The sequence below is a fragment of the Microbispora sp. NBC_01389 genome (assembly GCF_045040095.1).
Classification (GTDB): domain Bacteria; phylum Actinomycetota; class Actinomycetes; order Streptosporangiales; family Streptosporangiaceae; genus Microbispora.
In genome coordinates, this window is sequence record NZ_CP109552.1 from 2,144,616 (window position 1) to 2,163,846 (window position 19,231).

A 19,231-nucleotide genomic window follows, 5' to 3' on the forward strand; every position below is an offset into this window, starting at 1 on the left:
TACCGTGAAGGAGGGGGCCCATCGGCAAAGACTTCCGCCGGTGAGGTCAAAGCGGTGGTCAGGACGCTGAGGGGCTGGGGATTTCACGTGGCCGACGAGAACGAGGCGACCCGGGCGATCCGCCGCCCGGCGGAGCCCCAGGCTGCCCCCCTCGGGGCGCCCAGGTCAGAGGACAGGGCCGAGGGGCCGGGCGGAGCGCCCGGGAAGGGATCCGGCAGGGACGACACGGTCCCCCGCGTCCGCTCCAAGGTGTACGGCAAGCCGCGCTCGGGCAGCGCGCCGGTCCGCCCGATCGAGGGGAGCGGGCGGACGCCCGGGGGCCCGGAGGACGCCCCGCACCGGGACGGCGGCGGGCCGGACAGCCGGGAGGCCACCGCGCGCGGCGGCGGGTCCGGAAGCGGCTTCGGCGGGTTCGGCGGCGGGCGTGGCGGCGGGCCCGGCGGGTCCGGCGGCAGGCGCGGTCCCCGGGTGACCGGCAGGACCGTCGTCCGGATCGTCGTGGTGCTGGTCGTGCTCCTGCTCGTCGCCGCCGTCGCCGGATATTTCATGATCAGCGCCCGGCTGCACTCGGTCGAGGCGATGACCGACTACGACAAGCGGGCCGCCGAGACGCCGGGTGAGGACTGGCTGCTGGTCGGCTCCGACAGCCGGGCGGGCCTCACGGCCGCGCAGCGCAGGAAGCTGGCCACCGGCAAGGCGGTCGGCAAGCGCACCGACACGATGATGCTGCTCCACATCCCCTCCGACGGCCGGCCGACGCTGGTCAGCCTGCCCCGCGACTCGTACGTCCCCATCGAGGGGCACGGCAGTGGCAAGCTGAACGCGGCCTACGCCTACGGCGGGCCGAAGCTGCTGACCAAGACGGTCGAGCGGGTGACCGGCATCCGGATCGACCACTACATGGAGATCGGCTTCGGCGGGTTCGTCGGCATCGTCGACGCGATCGGCGGGGTCAACATCTGCGTCAAGCAGAACATCGACGACCACAAGGCCGGGATCAACCTCAAGAAGGGCTGCCAGGACATGGACGGCGGCACCGCTCTCGGCTACGTGCGCACCAGGAAGACCGGCGCGATCCCCGACTTCGACCGCACCCAGCGGCAGCGGGAGTTCTTCTCCGCCGTGGTCCAGAAGGCGGCGAGCCCCGGCACGCTGCTCAACCCCTTCACCTCGGTGCCGCTGGCGCTGAGCGCGGCCGACTCGGTCGCCGTCGACCCCGGCACCGGCCTGTTCGACCTGCTGTCGGTGGGCCTCGCCATGCGCGGCGGGCCCGTCACGACGGCCGTGCCGATCGGCTCGCTGCCGACCATCGGCGGTCAGGCCGTCGTGAAGTGGGACACGCAGAAGGCGCTGCGCCTGTTCGAGGCGCTCGCCGCCGACAAGCAGGTCCCCAAGGACGTCATCACGAAGTGACCCCCGCGTCCCCGTGCCGTCCCTCGCCGTCCCCGTGCCGTTCCCGGCGCGGGGGACGAGCGGAGGGTCAGGTGATGGTCGCGGCGGTGGTCGCCGCGGTCGTGGCCGCGATGACGGCCGCGTGCACGGACGCGATCGTCTTCTGTACGGCCTCGCCGGCCCACTCGCCCTGGGCGATCTCCTTGACGCGGCCCTTGGGCGCGTCCGGGAACGCCTCGCGGTCGAGTTTCGCCGCGTGGACGACCGCGATCAGCGCCGCCGTCCGTTCGTCTGGCCGGGCCCCGGCCAGCACGTTCCGGACGCGGTCCCGCACCGCCCGCTCATGGCTCGGGTCGAGCTCCGGATAGCGGGTGGTGGGGAAGATCCCGAGGATCTTTCCGGTCTGCTCGCTCAGCACGCCGCGTACGGCGAGACGGGTCAGCAGCCGCTTGCGCAGCCCGCCCATGCGGAGCCTGCCCACCCACCAGTCGGCCTTGTGCCGCCGGGACTCGCCGGAGATCCGGGCCAGCGCCTGGTCCAGCTCCTCGTCCCCCAGCGGCGCGTCGTCCGTGACCACGAGCTTCTTGTCGTCGAAATCGACGCGCCGGCTCACGGCGAGTTCGGCGACCACGGCTCCCGCCAGGGCGGCGTCGAGCTCCACGGATCCGATGACCGGCTTTCCGGTGTCCTCCCGGTAAGCCAGCAGCAGCACTTCCTCGGCGATCGTCAGTGTCACGGCATCGAGCCTAACTCGTCCCTTACCGCGAGAATGAGAACTTATGGGGATATCAGCGGACCTGCATGCCATCGGACGGCCGATGCTCGACGCCCAGCTCGCTCACCCGACCGTACGCGGCATCGCGGCGGGAGACCTGCCCGAGCCGGTCTTCCGGTCGTGGCTGGAGCAGGACCACCTGTTCCTGCTCGACTACGTCAGGGTGTTCTCCCGGCTGGCCTGGCAGGCGCCGGACGGCCATCTCGGCGACCTGGTCGACCTGGCGCACGCGACCTGGCACGAGGAGCTCGACCTGCACCGGTCGCTCGCCGCGGGCTTCGGCGCCGACCTCGACGGCGCGGTGAAGGGCCCGGCCTGCGCGGCGTACACGTCCTTCCTGCTGGAGACGGCGGCCTGCTACGGCGAGGGGCTGGCGGCGCTCTACCCCTGCATGTGGGGCTACTCGACGCTCGGGCGGCTGCTCGCGGCGGACCCGCCCGCCGAGCCGCGCTACCGGGCGTGGGTGGACACCTATGCCGACCCCGGCTTCGCCGCGCTCGCCGCCCGGATCGGCGAGATGATCGACGAGGCGGCCCCGGACCCGGCGCGCGCCCGGGAGCTGTTCGTCCGCGGCATGGAGCACGAGCTCGCGTTCTGGGACGTGCCCTGACGGCTGCGGTTACTGTGGGGACATGCCGGAGCTGCCCGAGGTCGAGGCGCTCGCCGGGTTCCTCCGCGAGCACGCCCTCGGCCACGCGATCATCGGGGTCGACGTGACCGCCTTCCAGGCGCTCAAGACCGTCGACCCGCCCGTCACCTCGCTCGGCGGACTGCCGATCACCGCCGTGGCCAGGCACGGCAAGTTCCTCGACCTCGACTGCGACGGCCTGCACCTCGTCACGCACCTGGCGCGCGGCGGCTGGCTGCGCTGGCGCGACGACCTCACGGGCGCGCGGCCGGTGCGGCCCGGGAAGGGCCCGCTCGCGGTCCGCGTACGGCTGTCGCCCGGCGAGGACGGCCGCGCCCCCGGGTTCGAGCTGACCGAGGCGGGCACGCAGAAGCGCCTCGCCGTCTATGTGGTGCGGGATCCCCGAGACGTCCCCGGGGTGGCCGCGCTCGGGCCCGACCCGCTCGCCGAGGACTTCACGCCCGACCTGCTCAAGACGATCGTGGGCGGGAGCCGGGCCCAGATCAAGGGCCTGCTGCGCGACCAGAAGGTGATCGCCGGGATCGGCAACGCCTACTCCGACGAGGTGCTGCACGTCGCGCGGATGTCCCCGTTCAAGGTCGCCGGGACGCTGACCGACGGCCAGATCGCCGACCTGCACGACGCGATCGTGAGCACCCTCCGGGACGCGGCCGAGCGGGCGCGCGGCCTGGCGGCCAAGGACCTCAAGTCGGAGAAGAAGTCGGGCCTGCGCGTGCACGGCCGCACCGGTGAGCCCTGCGAGGTGTGCGGCGACACGATCCGGGAGGTGGCGTTCGCCGACTCGTCGCTGCAGTACTGCCCGGCCTGCCAGACGGGCGGCAAACAGCTGGCCGACCGGCGGCTGTCGCGTCTGCTGAAGTAGGTCCGCGAGGAGCTCCGGCCCTCGTGGCGCCGCTCCGCCTGTGAGCGTCCGTGGATCACCGTGGGTCACAGCTCCCGGCACGGGCCCGCGCATCGGTGGTGTGCCGCCAGAATGGGCGCATGACATTGCCGGAAATCGCCCCCGACGCCCTGCCCGAGGGCGCGTACCTGCTGGACGTCCGCGAGAACGAGGAGTGGCGGGCGGGACACGCCCCGGGCGCCGTGCACATCCCGCTCGGCGAGCTGCAGGCGCGGGTGGACGAGCTGCCGCCGGACCGGCCGGTCTACGTCGTCTGCCGAGTCGGCGGGAGGTCGGCGCACGCCGCCATGTGGCTCAACCACATCGGCCGGGAGGCCGTCAACGTGGACGGCGGCATGCGGTCCTGGGCCGCCGCCGGGCGTCCGATGGTGAGCGAGCTCGGAGGAGACCCCTACGTCGCGTAGGAAAACGGTCAAAGTAGTGTCATAATCCCAAAGACATCAACAATACCCGCGGGAGCTCGGGCGTGACCGGGCTGAGAGGGCGGATCGAACTCGTTCCGCCGACCGCATGAACCTGTCCGGATAATGCCGGCGTAGGGAGCGTGTGATGGCCGCCGTCGTCGACGACGTGCATGCGGAGGTTCCGCTCACCCTGGACGAGGATGTCCCGAAGACCCTCGGACTGCTCGACCAGGGGGCGTTCTGGGCCAATCTCGGCGTCAGCCTCCTCGGCTTCTCGGGGGCGCTGTTCCTGCTCGACCCCCTGGGCGGCAGGCCCCTGACGTTCACCGCCGCGGTGCTGGCCGCCGTGATCGGCAGCCTCGTCGGCACCACGATGGTCGGCCTCGCGGCGATCCCCGGCGCGCGGACCGGGCGGCCCGCGATGGTGCTGCTGCGCGGCCTGTTCGGGGCCCGCCTGTCGTACGTCCCGACCGTGCTGAACATCGTGCAGATGCTCGGCTGGGGCGCGTTCGAGCTGTGGGTGATCGCGCAGGGCGCGCAGGCGCTCACGGGGACGGCGGTGCCGTACGCGGTGTGGGCGGTCGCGGCCGGGGCGCTGACGATCGCGCTGACGATCCGGCCGCTCGGCGCGCTGCGCCTGCTGCGCCGCTACGTCACCGCGGGCGTCGTGGTCGCGATGATCTGGCTGTCGGTCGCCCTCTTCGCGCGCGGGCCCTCCGTGGGCGGCGGCTCCTGGGACGCCTTCGCCCCGGCCGTCGACTACGTGATCGCGCTGTCGGTGTCGTGGGTGCCGATGGCCGCCGACTACGCCCGGCACTCGCGGTCGAGCGGCGCGGCGTTCACCGGGGTGGTGGCCGGTTACACGATCGCCCAGGTCGCCTGCCTGGCCCTCGGCATCGCCGCGCTCGCGCTGGTCGGCAACGACCCCGACAAGGTGTGGGACCCGTTCGTGGCCGCCCCGCTCGGGGTCCTGTTCTTCGGCGTCCTGGTGCTGCGCGAGGCCGACCAGTCGTTCGCGAACGTCTACTCGACGACCGTGTCCATCCAGAACCTCGCGCCGCGCTGGGACCGCCGGGTGATCTCGATCGTGATCGGCGTCCTCACCACGCTGATCGCGCTGCTGGCCGACGTGAACTCCTACGGCGCGTTCCTCACCGTGATCGGGGCGGTCTTCGTGCCGATGTTCGCGGTCCTCGTGGTCGACTACTTCCTGCTCGGCGGAGCCTCCCGGTGGAACACGGCCGAGGACGCCCCCTCGCGGTGGCTCATGGTCGCGCCGTGGGTCCTCGGGTTCGCGGCGTACTGGATCGTGGCGGTCACCCCGACCGTGGCCTGGTGGGACGGCCTCTGGGCCGACGTCCGCGGCGCTGTCGGGTTCGTCCACCAGCCGTGGATGAACGCCGCGCTCGCCGCGTTCCTCGTCGCCGCGCTGGCGACGGCGGCGCTGTCCCTCCCGGCCCGCCGCCTGCGGTCGTCGCCCCGGTAGACCCGGTCGGCTTCGCACTTACGTGCAAGTGAGGTGCAGGACGACGCCTCTAAACTGCCGCCCACGGAAGGCCCGCGCCGGCCTCCACCATCAGAGAGGCCGTGGGGGCAGTGGAATTCGGGGTTCTGGGTCCTTTCGAAGTCCGGGACGGCGAGGTGCCGGTCGGCGTCGGAGGCCCGCGGCCGCGGGCTGTCCTGGCCCGGCTGGTGCTCGCCGCGGGCGCGGTCGTCTCCACGGACACGTTGATCGAGGATCTCTATAACGGCACGCCGCCGGCGACCGCACTCGAGTCGATCCACGTCTACGTGTCGAACCTGCGTCGTGTCCTCGAACCGCAGCGGGCGCCGCGCACCCCTCCCCGGCTCCTCGTCGCGAAACGCCCCGGCTATCTGCTCGCCACCTCGGACGTCGACGCCCTGCGGTTCGGCGGGCTCGTCGCCGACGCGGAAGGCAGGCCGCCCGCACGGGCGCTCGCGCTGCTCGACGAGGCGCTGGGGCTCTGGCGCGGCCTGCCGTACGCCGATTTCGCGGGCGAGCTGTGGGCAGTCACGGAGGTGAACCGCCTCCAGGAGCTGCGCCTGGTCGCCGTCGAGCGCCGCGCACAGACACAGCTCGACCTGGGCCGGCCCGAGGCGGTGATCCAGGACGTGGAGGCCGAGACCGCGGAGCATCCGCTACGAGAGCGGCTGTGGTGGCTGCTGGCCCTCGCGCACTACAGGGCCGGCCGCCAGGCGGACGCGCTGGCGACGCTGCGGCGCGCCAGGACCCTCATCGCCGATCAGCTCGGGCTCGATCCGGGCCCGCGGTTGCGGGCGCTGGAGCAGGACATCCTGCGGCAGGCTCCGTCTCTCACCGCTCTCACCGTACGGTCGGGCACCGTTCCCGGTGAGCCCGCCGTGCTCACGCCCGCTCGGCCGGACTCCGGGAAGGCGCACTCGCCGCACGGGCGCGACCGGCAGCTCGCGGAGATGGAGTCGACGCTCGGCGGCGGGATGAGCACGATCACGGTGACCGGGGAACCGGGCATCGGCAAGACCTGGCTGCTGAAGGAGTTCAGGGACCGGTGCGCGGAGAGGGGACACCTGACCCTCTGGGGGAGCTGTCACGATCTCGGAAGCGCACTGCCGCTGCGGCCGTGGATCCGGGTCCTGAGGTCGCTGGAGCGCGTCCATCCGGCTCCCGACCCCGAGGCGCTGGCCGGGCTCCTCGACGAGGAGGTCCCGCAGAGGCCGGCGCAGGGATCGGCACAGGAATCGGCACAGCGGGCGCGTCAGCGGCGTCATCAGGCCGTCGCCGACTGGCTCTGCGCCGCCGCGCGGGACCGGCCGGTTATGATCATTCTGGACGACCTCCAGTGGGCCGACCCGGCGACCCTGGGACTGCTGCGCGATGTGACGGCGCTCGCCGGCGAGTCGGCGGAGCAGGTCCCGCTCACGCTGGTGACCGCGTTCCGGGACACCGCCCAGGCCGATCCGCTCGACGACGTGCTCGGCGGATTCGCCCGATACAACCTGCTCCGCATCCGGCTCGCGGGCCTCGAAACCCCGGCCATCCGGGCCATCGCCGTGACCGTGGGCGCGGAGGTCGACGAGCGGACCGCTCACCTGCTGGCCCGGCGCACCGGCGGCAACCCGTTCTTCGTACGTGAGACGGCCCGGCTGCTGGCGCAGGGCCGCCCGCTGGAGACGGTTCCCGACGCGGTCGCCGGCCTGATCCACCAGCGGCTGGCGGCGCTGGACCCGCGGGTCGCCGAGGTGCTCGGGATCGCCGCGGTGATCGGCGGGGAGTTCGATCCCGGCATCGTGGGCGAGGCGCGGGCGGCGCCCGTGTACGACCTGCTGGACCAGGCCGTGCGGGCCGGTCTGGTCGTCGCCGTCGGGCACCGGATGGGCTTCGCCCACGACCTGGTGCGGGAGACCCTCCTGCGGGAGATCCCGCCGCTGCGCAGGGCCGTCATCCACCGGCAGGTGATGGACGCTCTCGTCGACCGGCCCGGTGCCGACGTGGCCGTCATCGCCCATCACGCGGTCCAGGCCGGGCCCGCGGCGTACGCGGAGGCGGCGCGCTGGGCCGCCGCGATGGCGGAGCAGTCGGGTCTCCGCCTGGCCTACGAGGAGGCGGCCACCTGGTGGGGCCGTGCGGTCGAGGCGCACGGGGCCGCGGCCGGCGATCCGGCCGACCACGTCGAGCTGCTGCTGCGGCAGGCCCGCGCCCTGCTCGACGCCGGCGACGCCCTGGCTGCCAGAAGCGTGCGGGCGCGGGCGATACGGGTGGCCGACCGGGGGGCGGGTCCCGACGGGCCCGTCCTGCTCGCCCGGGCGCTCACCGTGCTGGACGCGCCCTCGATCTGGAACCTGCGCAATCCGTACGAGGAGGTCGAACTTCAGCTCGTGCGCCGGTTCGAGCGCGCGTTGGACGCCATGCCCGAGGCCGCCGCCCCCGAGCGGGCGCGGCTGCTCGGCGGAATGGCCCAGGAGTTGTACGACGGGTCGGACGACGCGCGCTGCCACGTCCACTCCGCGCAGGCGGTCGAGATGGCCCGTGGTCTCGGCGACCCGCATCTGCTGATGCGTGCGTTGAACGCCCGATACCTGTCGATCCCCAGCGTGATCTACAGCGAGGAGGCACGGGAGATCGCCGGGGAACTGGAAGACCTGAGCCGGAAGACCAGGACGCCGGAGTTCGAGCTGCTCGCGCAGATGATGTGGACCTACCGTCGCATGGAGGTGTTCGACGTCGCGGGAGCGGACGAGGCGGCCGCCCGGTGCGACGCCATGCTGGCCCGCATGCCGCTGCCCTGGCCGCGCTTCCAGCACACGATGTGGCGGGCGGGGCGGCTCACGCTCTGCGGACGGTACGACGACGCGGAGGCCCTCTACGCCGACCTCGACCGGCAGGCCGAACGCATCGGCATGTGGTACGCGGGATCCGTCGTGTCCCTGGGCCGCATCCTCCTCGCCTACGGCAGGGGGACGGTTGGCGAGGCGGAGCCCCTGATCGACGCGGTCGCCGGCGCCAACCCCTGCGGGGACCAGGCGCTTCGCGTGCTCCTGCGGTGCGGCCAGGGTGGAACGGAAGCACAGAGTGGAACTGAAGCACAGGGCGAGCGGAAAGAGGCGTGCGACCTGGCCGCCGACGGCTGGCGGCAGGCGCCGCGCGACTGGTCGTGGCTGACCTTCACCTGTCTCCAGGGCGCCGCGCAGGCGGCGGTCGGCGACGCGCATGCCTGTGCGGCCACGTACTCCGCCCTGCTGCCCTACAAGGGACGGATCTCCGTCGGAGCCGCCATCGCCTTCCTGGGGCCGGTGGACTGGTTCCTGGCGATGCTCGCCTCGGCCATGGGGGACGACGCCGCCGCGGCGCGGCACCACGCCAGGCTCGCGCGGCTGGCCGGCGGGGCGGGTCTCACTCTGTGGAGGGACCGCGCCGTCACCGCGGCCGGTCGATCACACCGGGCCCGCTGAGGGCTATCGCCGGCGCAGGTCGGCCGCGACGAGCGCGGCGTACGCGCCGCCCTGGGCCATCAGCTGGTCGTGGGTGCCGCGTTGCACGATACGTCCGGAGTCGAGGACGAGGATGAGGTCGGCGTCCCTGACCGTGCTCAGCCGGTGGGCGATGACGATCCGGGTCTGGGGGAGCCAGGCCAGGTTGGCCTCGACGGCGGCCTCGGTGGCGCTGTCGAGGTTGCTGGTGGCCTCGTCCAGCAGCAGCACCTTGGGCCGGGCCAGCACGGCGCGGGCCAGGGCCAGGCGCTGCCGCTGGCCGCCGGACAGCCCGCCGCCGTCGGTCAGCATGGTCTCGTATCCCATGCGCATGGCCGTGATCTCGTCGTGCAGAGCCGCCAGCGCGGCGGCCTGCGTGATCCGCTCCAGCGGCGCGTCGGGGTGGTTGAGCGCGATGTTGTCCCGGATGGAGCCGTTGAACAGGGCCACATCCTGGGTGACCACCCCGAACTGGCGGCGCAGCGTGCTCAGGTTCAGCTCGGCGGCGGGGACGCCGTCGTAGCGGATCTCGCCCTCGACCGGGATGTGCAGCGCCAGCAGGAGCCGGGCCAGCGTGCTCTTGCCCGAGCCGGATGCTCCCACCAGGGCGACCTTCTGCCCCGGGCGGATCGCCACCGACACGCCCCGCACGGTCCACGGGCCGCGCGGGTCGTGCCGGAAGCCGACGTTCCGTAGCTCGATCTCGCCGCGCAGGCGCAGCACCTCGATGCCCTGGCTCGGCTCGGGTGCGGAGGCGAGGATGTCGGTCAGCCGGTCGAAGTGCGCGCCCGCCTGCTGGAGGCTCTGCAGGCTGGTCATCAGCGAGGCGAGCGGGGTGAGCGCGGCCAGCGCGACGGCGTTGAGCGCGATCAGGGCGCCCGTGCTGAGCCGCCCGTCCAGCACCCGCCAGGCGCCGAGCCACAGCAGCCCGAGCGGTGTGATCACGCGGATCGCGGACAGCGCGGCCTCCAGCAGGCCGTGGGTGAGCCCGCTGCGCACGTCCGCGTCGAGTTGGCGGGAGAAGTGGGACGACCACTGCTCCATCGCCCTGTGTTCCGCGCCCGACGCCTTGAGCGTCTCGATCCCGCTGATCGTCTGGATGAGGCTGCTCTGCGAGGCTGACAGCGCCGCGAGCTCCTGCTGTGCCAGCCGGTGCACGCGGCGGGACGTGGCCGCGAGCAGCGCCGACTGCAGCGCGACCACGCCGGTCAGCGCCACGCCGAAGACGGGATCGCGCAGGTAGACCAGCGCCAGGTAGCCGACGGCGAGCGGCCCGTCCAGGAGCGCGGTGACGATCTGGCCGGTGAGCAGTTCGCGCAGCGTCGTGACGCTGGTCGCCCGGGTCACCAGGTCGCCGGTGCCGCGCCGGGTGAAGTAGCGGTACGGCAGGGCCACGAGGTGGGCGACCACCCCCTCGGTGAGCTCCCGGTCGGCGCGGGCGCGAACCGCCACCAGCAGAGCCGCGCGCAGGTAGGCCAGGACGAGCTGGGCGGCCCCCGCGAGCAGCACGCCCACGCCGAGCAGGGGCAGCAGGCCGGAGGCGCCGCGCGGGATGACCGTGTCGAGCAGCAGCTCGGTCAGCAGCGGCATGGCCAGCCCGAGCAGCTGCAGCAGCAGCGAGGCCGCGATGACCTGCACGAGCAGGCCGCGCCGCCGCCGCAGCAACGTGCGCACGAACTCCCGCCGCCACGCGCTCGCCAGCGACGACGACCCGCGCCGGAACCCCTCCCCCGGCTCGAAGGCCAGCAGCACCCCGGTGAAGGCGGCGGAGAACTCCACCTGGGTCAGCCGTCGCCGCCCCTGCCCGGGATCGACGATGTCCACCCGGTCGACCGACCACCGCTCGACCACCACGAAGTGGTTGAACTCCCAGTGCGCGACGGCCGGAAGCGGCACCCGGGCCAGGTCATCGGGATCGAGCGAGAACCCTCGCGCCTTCAGACCATGCTCACGGGCGCCCTGCAGGAGCGCGCGGGCGCTCAGCCCGTCACGGCCGACACCGAGGTGTTCCGACAGCTCGGTCAGCGTGACGCGGTGGCCGTGATGCGACAACACCATGGCCAGGCACGCGGTGCCGCACTCGGTGGGCGTGTTCTGCAGCACCACCGGGACACGCCTCACCGGGCCGCCTCCGACACCAGCACCGACACGACCGTTCCCGCGACCGCCAGCACGGCCACCGTGATCCACAACAGCAAGAAGGACGGCCCCCGGAGCGCGATCGGCACGCTCGGCTCCCGGCCGCGTAGGGCGTGCCGCCGCAGCGCCTCCTCCCGGAAGACGCCGCGCTCCTGTCCGGGGGCGGGGAGGCCCGGCTCGTGCGGAGGGCTCGGCGGCCGGTCCGCCCCGGGATTCTCCCAGGTCCCGGCGGAGGGCCGCGGGGACCTGGGCCGGGTGCGGTCGGGATCCGGCCCGGGCGCCGGGCACGACTCGGTCATCGGCGTTGCCTTGAGCCGCTCAGAGCCAGTGCCAGGTGATCTCGGCCGCCGCGCGGCGCGCCGCCATGAACGCGGCGAAGCCCGCCCGTCCCGCCGCGGCCAGCGTCGCCGGGTCGTCGACGTCCGCCGGCCGCCGTTCGCGTACGACCCCGAACAGGTGCCCGGCGCCGTACGACGCCGGTCCCACGACCTCGCCGGCCGCGGCGTCCCGGAGCGGTTCCGGCAGTTCGCGGGCGACCCGGACCGAGGCCGTCACACCGAGGTCGCCCCGCGACAGCACGGCCACGCCGAGAGCCGCCAACGGTTCCCGCGACGCGGCGAGGCCCGCCAGCCGTTCCGCGCTCCCCGTAGCCCATACCGCCCAGACTTGGTCGAACTCCTCGGGGTGGCGCTCCAGGTACTCCCGCGCGGTCTCCCGTTCCAGCCGCGCCCGCACCCGCCGCTTCAGGGCGAGCCCGTGGATGTGGTTGTCGTAGGCCTCCCGGGTGAGCCCGACCTCGCCGAGCCAGCGCAGCATCCGCTCGCGGGTGCGCAGCCCGCGCCGCAGCCGGTAGGCGTCCGACGCCTCCTGCAGCTCCTCCCGGGTCGGCCCGGGCTCACGCGCGATCAGCTCCTCCAGGACGCAGTGGTCGACCAGCTCCTCCTGCACGGACGGATCCCGCTCGGCCCGGGCGCGCAGCGTCAGCAGCACGTTCTGGACCAGCAGCTCCCGGCCGTCGACGGTAAGCACCCTGCCCGAGGCCCAGTGGGTGGAGTGGTCCACCGTCCAGGGGACGCCGTCGTCGGCCGGGGCGGTCAGCGCCACGGTTCCGCCGCCCGGATGGCCGAGCACCAGGTCGTAGTCCACCACGGGGCTGCCGGGCCGTACGTCGGTCACGAGCTGGGCCCGCACGTCCGGGTGGTCCGCCCGCCAGCGCTCGGCCGCGCGCCGGGCCGCCGCCACGCCGTCACGCGTACGCGGCAGGCTCCGCAGCAGCTCCACGGCCCCGGCCAGGACGCCGGAGAAGGAGGTCTCCTCGGTAGGAACGGTCATTCGCTTTCCATCGTGGTCGTGGGGCGGGGGCCGGGTTCGGCGGCGACGAGCCAGTCGGCGATCGCCGCGGAGATGGGCAGGCCGGTGGCCGACTCGATCCAGCCCCACTGTCCGGTGGGGTTGATCTCCAGGTACACGTATCGACCGTCGGGGGTGAGGATCACGTCGATGCAGCCGTACGGCAGGCCGAGTGAGGCGGTCAGCGCCAGGCAACGGCGCTCCACGTCCTCGGGCAGCCGATGGATTCCGTACGTCGAGAAGCTGCGCTCGTAGTGGCGGTAGTCGTACCGGGTCGTCCGCGACCCCTGAGAGTGGATCTCGGCGGCGAACACCCGGTCTCCCACGACCGTGATCCGCAGCTCAACCGCCTTGTCCACGTACGGCTGGAGGATCACCGGGGAGGCGCCGAGCCGGTCCCGATGGGTGAGGTGCCGCCGGGTGACCGGCGTGGTGTAGAAGACGTGCTCCTCGCCGCCGATGTGGAACGGGACGTACTCCACCTGCTTGGCGATCAGCTCGCCGCCCGCCTCCTCCCAGAACGGAATCAGCTCCTCGGCGTCGTTGGTGACGAGCGTCTCCGGCGTGGCGAAGCCGAGCCGGGTCGCGGCGGCGAGGTTGAGCAGCTTGTTCTGCAGCCGGATGACGTCGATGGTCCGGCCGGGGAACCACCGGGCGTCGAGGGTGTCCTCCCAGCCGTACAGCAGGATCTGCGCGATTTTCTCGACGTATCGCCGGTGGTCGTCGTCGGACACCGAGTCCGGCGCCCGGGACGGAGAGGGACGGCGGTTCCAGACGGCACTGAACTGGGACGTGTCGTACGTCATGCCGCCGGTCCGCAGGCTGTGGCGCCAGCCCTCGCCCGTGAGCCGGGAGGTGATCCGGCTCTCGGCCGGGTAGTCGCCCGGATCCCACCACAGGAAGTCCGCCCCGCGTTCACGCAGATGCGGGACGACCATCTCGACCGACGCGTCGTCCGCGGCGCTGAGAATCAAGATCAACGTACTTTTCCCGTCGAGGGGGCGGCGTGACCGGGCGCCCGGTCACGCCTCCGTGCTGGTTCGACCGTCAGATGCGGACGTCCATCGGGTCGCCGCGCCCGCCTCCGAGGGAGGAGGACACCCAGGCGCATTCGGGGCCCTGCAGCGGCGGCAACCCGCCGACGATGTCGTCCAGGAAGTCCTCCGGCAGCTCGGCGTCCCCGTTGAGGTCGTCGATGCGAACAGACATGCTTTTCACCACCTTTCATTCGGAACGGCGGCATGCCGGAGAACCCGCCCACGGCCGGAGAGCCGCGGCGGGACAAGTCCGGTGTGCCGACGCGGAAGCAGCCTGCCGAGCGCGCCTAAAGATTTACTTGTGATCTTCTAAAAGCCCTGATGGCACCGGTCGGAGTCCGGGTGGTCAGAGGGCGCCTTCCAGGCGGAGCAGGTGTTCCTTCGCCGCCTTGCCGCCGGCGTACCCGCCGAGCGAGTCCGGGCCCTCCACGGCCCGATGGCAGGGCAGGAGCAGGCAGAGCGGGTTGCCGGCCAGCGCGTTCGCCACCGCGCGCGGCGCCTGTGGCCGCCCGATCCGCTCGGCCATCTCCTGGTAGGTGGTCACGCCTCCGTACGGCACGCCGGGCATCAGCTGGATCACGGTGCGGGAGAAGCCGGTGACCAGGCGCGGGTCCACGGAGAGCGAGAAGGTGCGCAGCCTGCCGGCGAAGTACGCGTCGAGCTCGCGGCGCAGCGGATCGAGGCGGCGCGGGTCGGGCCCGATGAACGAGCCGACGGCGCGGGTCACCCGGGCGAAGACCGCGTGCTCGTCCTCGTAGGCGCAGGCCAGCACGCCGCGCGCGGTCACCGCGAGGACCAGGCGGCCGACCTGCGTGTCCATGGTGCCGAACGCCACCTCGGGCGGGGCCAGGCCGACGTAGCCCGGCGTGGTCACGCGGAGCAGGGCTTCGAGGTCCTCGGTGGACATGGGCGCCCAACTTTCTGTTCATCGCGTGGAGGCAGCGTATCGGAGCGCTCGTGAGCCGCTCGAAAACGCGCTGGGCCGGCCGGGCGCACCCGGCTGACCAGGGCGAGGAGAGCGGGTTCACGTCCAGGGAGATGGTGTGCTTGAGGACCGTGAGCGGTGTGTTGCCCATGCTTGCGGCAAGGGGGCAGCCGCACCCAGAAGTGCCCGCTCCACCACCGAACTCGCGCGCACCTTCGGCGTGGTCGTGGTGGAAGACCTGACGATCACGAACATGGTCCGCTCCGCCACGGGCACGATCGAGCGCCCCGGCCGGAACGTGCGGCAGAAGGCCGGGCTGAACCGCGCCATCACCGGGCAGGCGTGGGGCCGCACGGTCACCCTGCTGGAGTACAAAACCCGTGATCGCGGCGGGCTGGTGGTGAAGGTTCCCGCCGCGGGCACGTCGCAGACCTGCCACCGGTGCGGCCACCGTGACCCGGCGGCCCGGGACAAGATCAGGTACGACTGTGTCAATCCCGCGTGCGGGTGGGCCGGGCATGCCGACACCAACGCCGCGATCAACATACGCAACGCCGCAGGAACTGCGGTGTCAGGACGTGGAGACCTCGGGACTGCCCGGTCCGCGAAGCGTCAACCCCCGCACGCCGCCTGACCGCGACACGACGGGAGAATCTCCGGCCTTCAGGCCGGGGAGGAGTTCAATGTCCAATGTGCACAAGCTGTGATCCGGGGCACGGTTTCCCGGCTGATGTGACGGGGCATTTCGGTCGTACTGGGCTGTGCAAGGGGAAACGCTGTACAAGGGGAAACGCTGTACAAGGGGAAACGGGGAATCGGGGAGGTGAGTGCGTCGAGCGTCGTGATGCTGCCGTACGCACCGTCGAGCGTCGCCGTCGCACGTCAGCGCCTCAGCGCCGAACTACAGGGGGCGGGGCTGCTCGCGACCGCCGTCGACGACGTGGTGCTCATCTTGAGCGAACTGCTCAGCAACGCCCTGCGGCACGCCCACCCTCTCCCGTCCGGACAGCTCAGGGTGGCCTGGTACTGCTCCGACAGGCAGGTCGAGGTGGCGGTGAGCGACGGCGGCGCCTACACCGAGCCGCGGGCGGGCCGTCCCACGCTGTCGTCGCTGGGCGGCCGGGGGCTGGGCATCGTGGAGTATCTCGCCGAGCGCTGGGGGGTCCGGCACGAGGCGGAGATCACCACCGTGTGGGCCGTCGTCCTGGTCGCGACCCCGGACCGTAACGGACATCAGGGTCTGTCCGAAACCCGCATTCTGCGCGAGGTCGGCTGAGCGCCCTCCACCGGTTCGCCGCCTGCCACCGCCGTCTTCTTCGCGCTGTGCTCTTCGGCTCGCCCGGGTCCACCCAGAGCCCCCCGGAGGGTCAGGCGGGCCGGGGGTGGAGCACCGCGCGCTCGGTGGTCGCCCAGGCGGTGCTCACGAGAAGGTAGACGCCCGCCGCGAGGGGCAGGAAGGCCGCCGCGAGGACGGTCCAGAACGGCAGCAGGACCTGCAGTCGCCGCATCGGAGCCGTGGGCTCGACCCGGCGGGCGGCGATCACGGCCACGGCCGTGAGCAGCGCGAGCAGCACGGCGAAGACCACGACGGGCGGGCTGAACAGGCCCGCGCCGGCGACCACCGCCCCGAGGTGCTCCCCCAGCGGCACCCCCAGCAGGCCCTGCGCGAGCAGCAGGTTCGGGTGGCCCGCGATCGTCGCGGTGGTGAACAGCCGGTAGGTGACCATGAAGAACGGCGTCTGCGCGAAACCCGGGAGGAATCCGGCGAACTGGCTGGTGCCCTCGGCCGCGTACAGCGCGTTCACCTCCCGCATGAGCCGCTCCGGGTCCTTCTGCCACCGCTTGCGGAGCTTCTCCACCTGGGGAGCGAGCCGGAGGCGGACCCGCTGGGCGCGGGCGACGCGGATGCTCAGCGGCAGGAGCGACAGCCGTACGGCGAGGGTGACGAGGACGATCGCGAGCCCTGCGCCGGTGACGTGGCTGAGGGCGTCGATGAGCCGGTAGGCGGGGTCGAGCACGAAGTCGAACATGGGGAAGCCTTTCGTCTGGGTTCGGGGCATGACCGGGTGCGGGCATGACCGTGTCCGGGGCATGACGAAAAGCGCTCGCGACCGGATCGGTGGTCAGACGAGCGCGGGGCTTCCTGATGGTGCGCGGGGGCGGGGGCGGCCGGGCGCGCCGGGATCGCGCAGCCTGACCATCGCCGTCTCACCGTCGTACGAGCGTCTGCCCGGGCCCCGCACGACGGCGGGGGCCCCGGTCAGCCGGGAGAGCATCCAGGCGAACACCAGCACGGCCACCCCGGCCACACCGGCGAAGGCCGTCACCGAGGGCACCCCGGAGCCGCCGGCCAGTTCGGCGAGCAGCCAGACGAGTGAGGTGACGGCGGCCTGGAGAGCGTTCACGTCAGCGGGACAGCTTCCCCACGACGGTGACCGCGAGCACGGCGACGACGGCGATGATCCCGATGATGAGCAGGAACTTCAGCGTCGCGAACAGCGCGGGGATGATGAAGGCGAACACCAGCCACAGGGCCAGCAGGATCCCCAGAACGGTCAGTACGGTACGGGCCATAGCCACACGCTACGCGGTGGGACCGACAAGCGCGAGCTTGATCCAAACTGGGTCGCACTACCCGCTGCCGCCGAGGTTTCACGTGAATCATCGTGATCGGCGCCGTTTTCCACCGGCCTGCGCGAACTCGCCCTGGAAGCCCTCGGCGCCCGCGGACCCCGGCGGGTTGTTCTTACGGGGCGGTGACAGGACTCGGCGCGGACGTCCCGCGGCTCTACCGTGGATGCGTGCCCTCCCCGAGGAGTCCGATGTCCGCGAACCCCGCCGCCCGCGTCCTGGTGGTCGATGACGACCCGACCGTCGCCGAGGTGGTCGCCCGCTACCTGGAGCGGGACGGTCACGAGGTCGAGTGCGTGGGCGACGGCGCCGAGGCGTTGCGGCGGGCCCTGGCCGACCCGCCCGACCTGCTCGTGCTCGACCTGATGCTGCCCAAGATCGACGGTCTCCAGGTCTGCCGGAAGCTACGGGAGCGCTGGCCGGTTCCGGTGATCATGCTGACCGCCCTGGGCGAGGAGATGGACCGGGTGGTCGGCCTGGAGACCGGCGCGGACGACTACGTGACCAAGCCGTTCAGCCCGCGCGAGCTCGCCCTGCGCGTCCAGTCCGTGCTGCGGCGGGCCCGGGGCGCCCTGGTGCCGACGGGAACCGGCGTCCTGCGGGACGGCGACCTGGTGGTGGACGTCGGCGCCCACGAGGTGCGCCTCGGCGGGCAGGAGATCACCCTGACCGCCCGCGAGTTCGACCTGCTCGTCTACCTGCTGCGCAACCCGCGCCAGGCGTTCAGCCGGGCGGCGCTGCTCGACCAGGTGTGGGGCTGGTCCTTCGGCGACTCCTCGACCGTGACGGTCCACGTGCGGCGGCTGCGGGAGAAGATCGAGCCGGACCCGACCGACCCACGGCGGATCGTCACCGTCTGGGGCGTCGGTTACCGCTACGAGCCGCTGCCGTGATCGTCCAGATCGTCGCGGTCGCCGCCGGCCTCGGCCTGGTCATCGCGGCCCTGGGCCTGGCGCTGCTGCGGGTGCTGCGCCGGCGGTCGATCGGCGTGATGCTCGCGGTGGTGGCGGCCGTCACGGTCGCGGCGACGCTGGCCGGGGTGGTCGCCATCACGCTCGCCATGGTCATCGAAGGGCGGCCGAAGAACATCGTGCTCACCGTCGTGGCCATCGGCGGCCTCGTCGGGCTCGGCGTGGCGCTGGTGAACGCGCGCACGGTGGTGCGCGCCAGCAGGAGCCTGGTGACCGCGGTGGAGAACGTGCCGCCGTCGGGCCGCTTCACCCCGCCGCCCACCCCGCTCCCGGCCGAGCTGCGGACCATCGGCGCCGCTCTGGAGCAGGCGTACGAGCGGCTGCGGCTGGGCCGCGAGCGGGAGCGGGCGCTGGAGAGCGCGCGGCGCGAGCTCGTCGCCTGGGTCAGCCACGACCTGCGCACGCCCCTCGCCGGGATGCGGGCGATGGTCGAGGCGCTGGAGGACGGGGTGGCCGACGACCCCGAGACGGTCAAGCGCTACCACGTCCAGATCAGGGTGGAGGTCGACCGGCTCACCGGGATGGTGGAGGACCTCTTCGAGCTGTCGCGGATCCACGCCGGTTCGCTGCGGCTGTCGCTCGCCCGCACCGGGCTCGGCGACCTCGTGGCGGACACGCTGGCCGCCGTCGAGCCGCTGGCCCGCGCCGAAGGGGTGCGCCTGTCCGGCGAGGCCGACCCGCACGTCCCCGTGTACGCCGACGCCGGGCACCTCGGCCGGGCCGTACGCAACCTGGTCGTGAACGCGATCCGGCACACGCCCGCCGGGGGGACGGTCCTCGTGCGCGCGGCGGCGGACGGGACGGCGGCCCGGCTGTCGGTGCTCGACGGCTGCGGCGGCATCCCGGAGGAGGATCTCCCCCGGGTCTTCGACGTGGCGTTCCGCGGCGAGGCCGCGCGTACGCCCGGCCCCGACGGCGGCGCCGGGCTCGGCCTCGCGATCGCCCGCGGCATCGTGGAGGCCCACGACGGAGGGATCGGCGTGGTCAACGAGGGCCCCGGCTGCCGATTCACGATCACGCTTCCGCTGGCGCCCGCTGCCCCGGACGAGCGCCGGCCCGGGTGAGCGCTGCCCTGGACGAGCGCCGGCC

The 19,231-nt window shown here is 72.9% G+C and carries 20 protein-coding genes and 1 riboswitch; of the genes, 10 read left to right on the plus strand and 10 right to left on the minus strand.

Annotated elements, in window-relative coordinates:
* Positions 1-87 precede the first annotated feature (87 nt).
* The gene (locus tag OG344_RS09585) at positions 88-1,413 is read left to right on the plus strand and encodes an LCP family protein (RefSeq protein WP_405087916.1); all 1,326 of its coding nucleotides are present in this window, start codon (positions 88-90) and stop codon (positions 1,411-1,413) included.
* 67 nt (positions 1,414-1,480) lie between these two features.
* On the opposite strand, the gene OG344_RS09590 is transcribed toward OG344_RS09585, so the two are convergent.
* The gene (locus OG344_RS09590) at positions 1,481-2,128 is read right to left on the minus strand and encodes a GPP34 family phosphoprotein (protein ID WP_405087917.1); all 648 of its coding nucleotides are present in this window, start codon (positions 2,126-2,128) and stop codon (positions 1,481-1,483) included.
* A 43-nt stretch (positions 2,129-2,171) separates the two neighbouring features.
* On the opposite strand from OG344_RS09590, the gene OG344_RS09595 reads away from it, so the two are divergent.
* From OG344_RS09595 to OG344_RS09615, 5 genes are all read left to right on the plus strand, one after another.
* Complete coding sequence (locus OG344_RS09595; protein ID WP_405087918.1) at positions 2,172-2,777, plus strand: TenA family protein; 606 nt, start codon at positions 2,172-2,174, stop codon at positions 2,775-2,777.
* Between the two features lie 22 nt (positions 2,778-2,799).
* Positions 2,800-3,678: an Fpg/Nei family DNA glycosylase gene (locus OG344_RS09600; RefSeq protein WP_405087919.1), complete on the plus strand. Its 879-nt coding sequence runs from the start codon at positions 2,800-2,802 to the stop codon at positions 3,676-3,678.
* A 119-nt stretch (positions 3,679-3,797) separates the two neighbouring features.
* Positions 3,798-4,121 carry a rhodanese-like domain-containing protein gene (locus tag OG344_RS09605; protein WP_405087920.1) on the plus strand — a complete coding sequence of 108 codons (324 nt, stop codon included), beginning with the start codon at positions 3,798-3,800 and terminating at the stop codon, positions 4,119-4,121.
* 38 nt (positions 4,122-4,159) lie between these two features.
* Positions 4,160-4,276: riboswitch (TPP riboswitch) on the plus strand.
* Positions 4,267-5,607 (plus strand): purine-cytosine permease family protein, encoded by a 1,341-nt coding sequence (locus tag OG344_RS09610; protein ID WP_405087921.1) that lies wholly within the window; start codon positions 4,267-4,269, stop codon positions 5,605-5,607. Its footprint overlaps the riboswitch before it by 10 nt.
* 101 nt (positions 5,608-5,708) lie before the next feature.
* Positions 5,709-9,071 (plus strand): BTAD domain-containing putative transcriptional regulator, encoded by a 3,363-nt coding sequence (locus OG344_RS09615; RefSeq protein WP_405087922.1) that lies wholly within the window; start codon positions 5,709-5,711, stop codon positions 9,069-9,071.
* A gap of 3 nt (positions 9,072-9,074) precedes the next feature.
* Here OG344_RS09615 and OG344_RS09620 read toward each other — a convergent pair whose 3' ends face one another.
* The 6 genes from OG344_RS09620 to OG344_RS09645 form a co-directional block, all read right to left on the minus strand.
* Positions 9,075-11,210, minus strand: a complete 2,136-nt coding sequence (locus tag OG344_RS09620; protein ID WP_327048882.1) for a peptidase domain-containing ABC transporter — start codon at positions 11,208-11,210, stop codon at positions 9,075-9,077.
* Positions 11,207-11,527, minus strand: coding sequence for a hypothetical protein (locus OG344_RS09625; protein WP_405087923.1), 321 nt, complete (start codon positions 11,525-11,527; stop codon positions 11,207-11,209). Before OG344_RS09625 ends, OG344_RS09620 begins: the two co-directional genes overlap by 4 nt.
* A 19-nt stretch (positions 11,528-11,546) precedes the next feature.
* Positions 11,547-12,560, minus strand: a complete 1,014-nt coding sequence (locus OG344_RS09630) for a TIGR04500 family putative peptide maturation system protein (protein ID WP_405087924.1) — start codon at positions 12,558-12,560, stop codon at positions 11,547-11,549.
* A complete protein-coding gene (locus OG344_RS09635; RefSeq protein WP_405087925.1) occupies positions 12,557-13,558 on the minus strand; it encodes an MvdC/MvdD family ATP grasp protein in 1,002 nt (333 codons plus the stop codon). The genes OG344_RS09630 and OG344_RS09635 overlap by 4 nt, the downstream gene beginning before the upstream one ends.
* Positions 13,559-13,625: 67 nt before the next feature.
* Entirely contained in the window at positions 13,626-13,787 is a 162-nt protein-coding gene (locus tag OG344_RS09640; RefSeq protein ID WP_327048886.1) for a hypothetical protein, read from the minus strand.
* A gap of 174 nt (positions 13,788-13,961) precedes the next feature.
* Positions 13,962-14,522 carry a methylated-DNA--[protein]-cysteine S-methyltransferase gene (locus OG344_RS09645; protein ID WP_327048887.1) on the minus strand — a complete coding sequence of 187 codons (561 nt, stop codon included), beginning with the start codon at positions 14,520-14,522 and terminating at the stop codon, positions 13,962-13,964.
* A 136-nt stretch (positions 14,523-14,658) separates the two neighbouring features.
* On the opposite strand from OG344_RS09645, the gene OG344_RS09650 reads away from it, so the two are divergent.
* Positions 14,659-15,174, plus strand: a complete 516-nt coding sequence (locus tag OG344_RS09650) for an RNA-guided endonuclease InsQ/TnpB family protein (protein ID WP_405087926.1) — start codon at positions 14,659-14,661, stop codon at positions 15,172-15,174.
* Between the two features lie 189 nt (positions 15,175-15,363).
* Positions 15,364-15,816: an ATP-binding protein gene (locus OG344_RS09655; RefSeq protein WP_327048888.1), complete on the plus strand. Its 453-nt coding sequence runs from the start codon at positions 15,364-15,366 to the stop codon at positions 15,814-15,816.
* A 91-nt stretch (positions 15,817-15,907) separates the two neighbouring features.
* On the opposite strand, the gene OG344_RS09660 is transcribed toward OG344_RS09655, so the two are convergent.
* The 3 genes from OG344_RS09660 to OG344_RS09670 all read right to left on the minus strand — a co-directional run bounded on the left by OG344_RS09660 (position 15,908) and on the right by OG344_RS09670 (position 17,114).
* Complete coding sequence (locus tag OG344_RS09660) at positions 15,908-16,570, minus strand: YidC/Oxa1 family membrane protein insertase (RefSeq protein WP_405087927.1); 663 nt, start codon at positions 16,568-16,570, stop codon at positions 15,908-15,910.
* 93 nt (positions 16,571-16,663) lie between these two features.
* The gene (locus OG344_RS09665) at positions 16,664-16,945 is read right to left on the minus strand and encodes a DUF6412 domain-containing protein (RefSeq protein WP_327048890.1); all 282 of its coding nucleotides are present in this window, start codon (positions 16,943-16,945) and stop codon (positions 16,664-16,666) included.
* Between the two features lies 1 nt (position 16,946).
* Complete coding sequence (locus tag OG344_RS09670) at positions 16,947-17,114, minus strand: hypothetical protein (RefSeq protein ID WP_327048891.1); 168 nt, start codon at positions 17,112-17,114, stop codon at positions 16,947-16,949.
* 248 nt (positions 17,115-17,362) lie between these two features.
* Between OG344_RS09670 and OG344_RS09675 the strand changes: the two genes are divergently transcribed.
* Both OG344_RS09675 and OG344_RS09680 read left to right on the plus strand, forming a co-directional pair.
* On the plus strand, positions 17,363-18,064 hold the full coding sequence (locus OG344_RS09675; RefSeq protein WP_327048892.1) for a response regulator transcription factor: 702 nt from the start codon (positions 17,363-17,365) through the stop codon (positions 18,062-18,064).
* Entirely contained in the window at positions 18,061-19,206 is a 1,146-nt protein-coding gene (locus tag OG344_RS09680) for a sensor histidine kinase (protein ID WP_405087928.1), read from the plus strand. Before OG344_RS09675 ends, OG344_RS09680 begins: the two co-directional genes overlap by 4 nt.
* Positions 19,207-19,231: the final 25 nt, after the last annotated feature.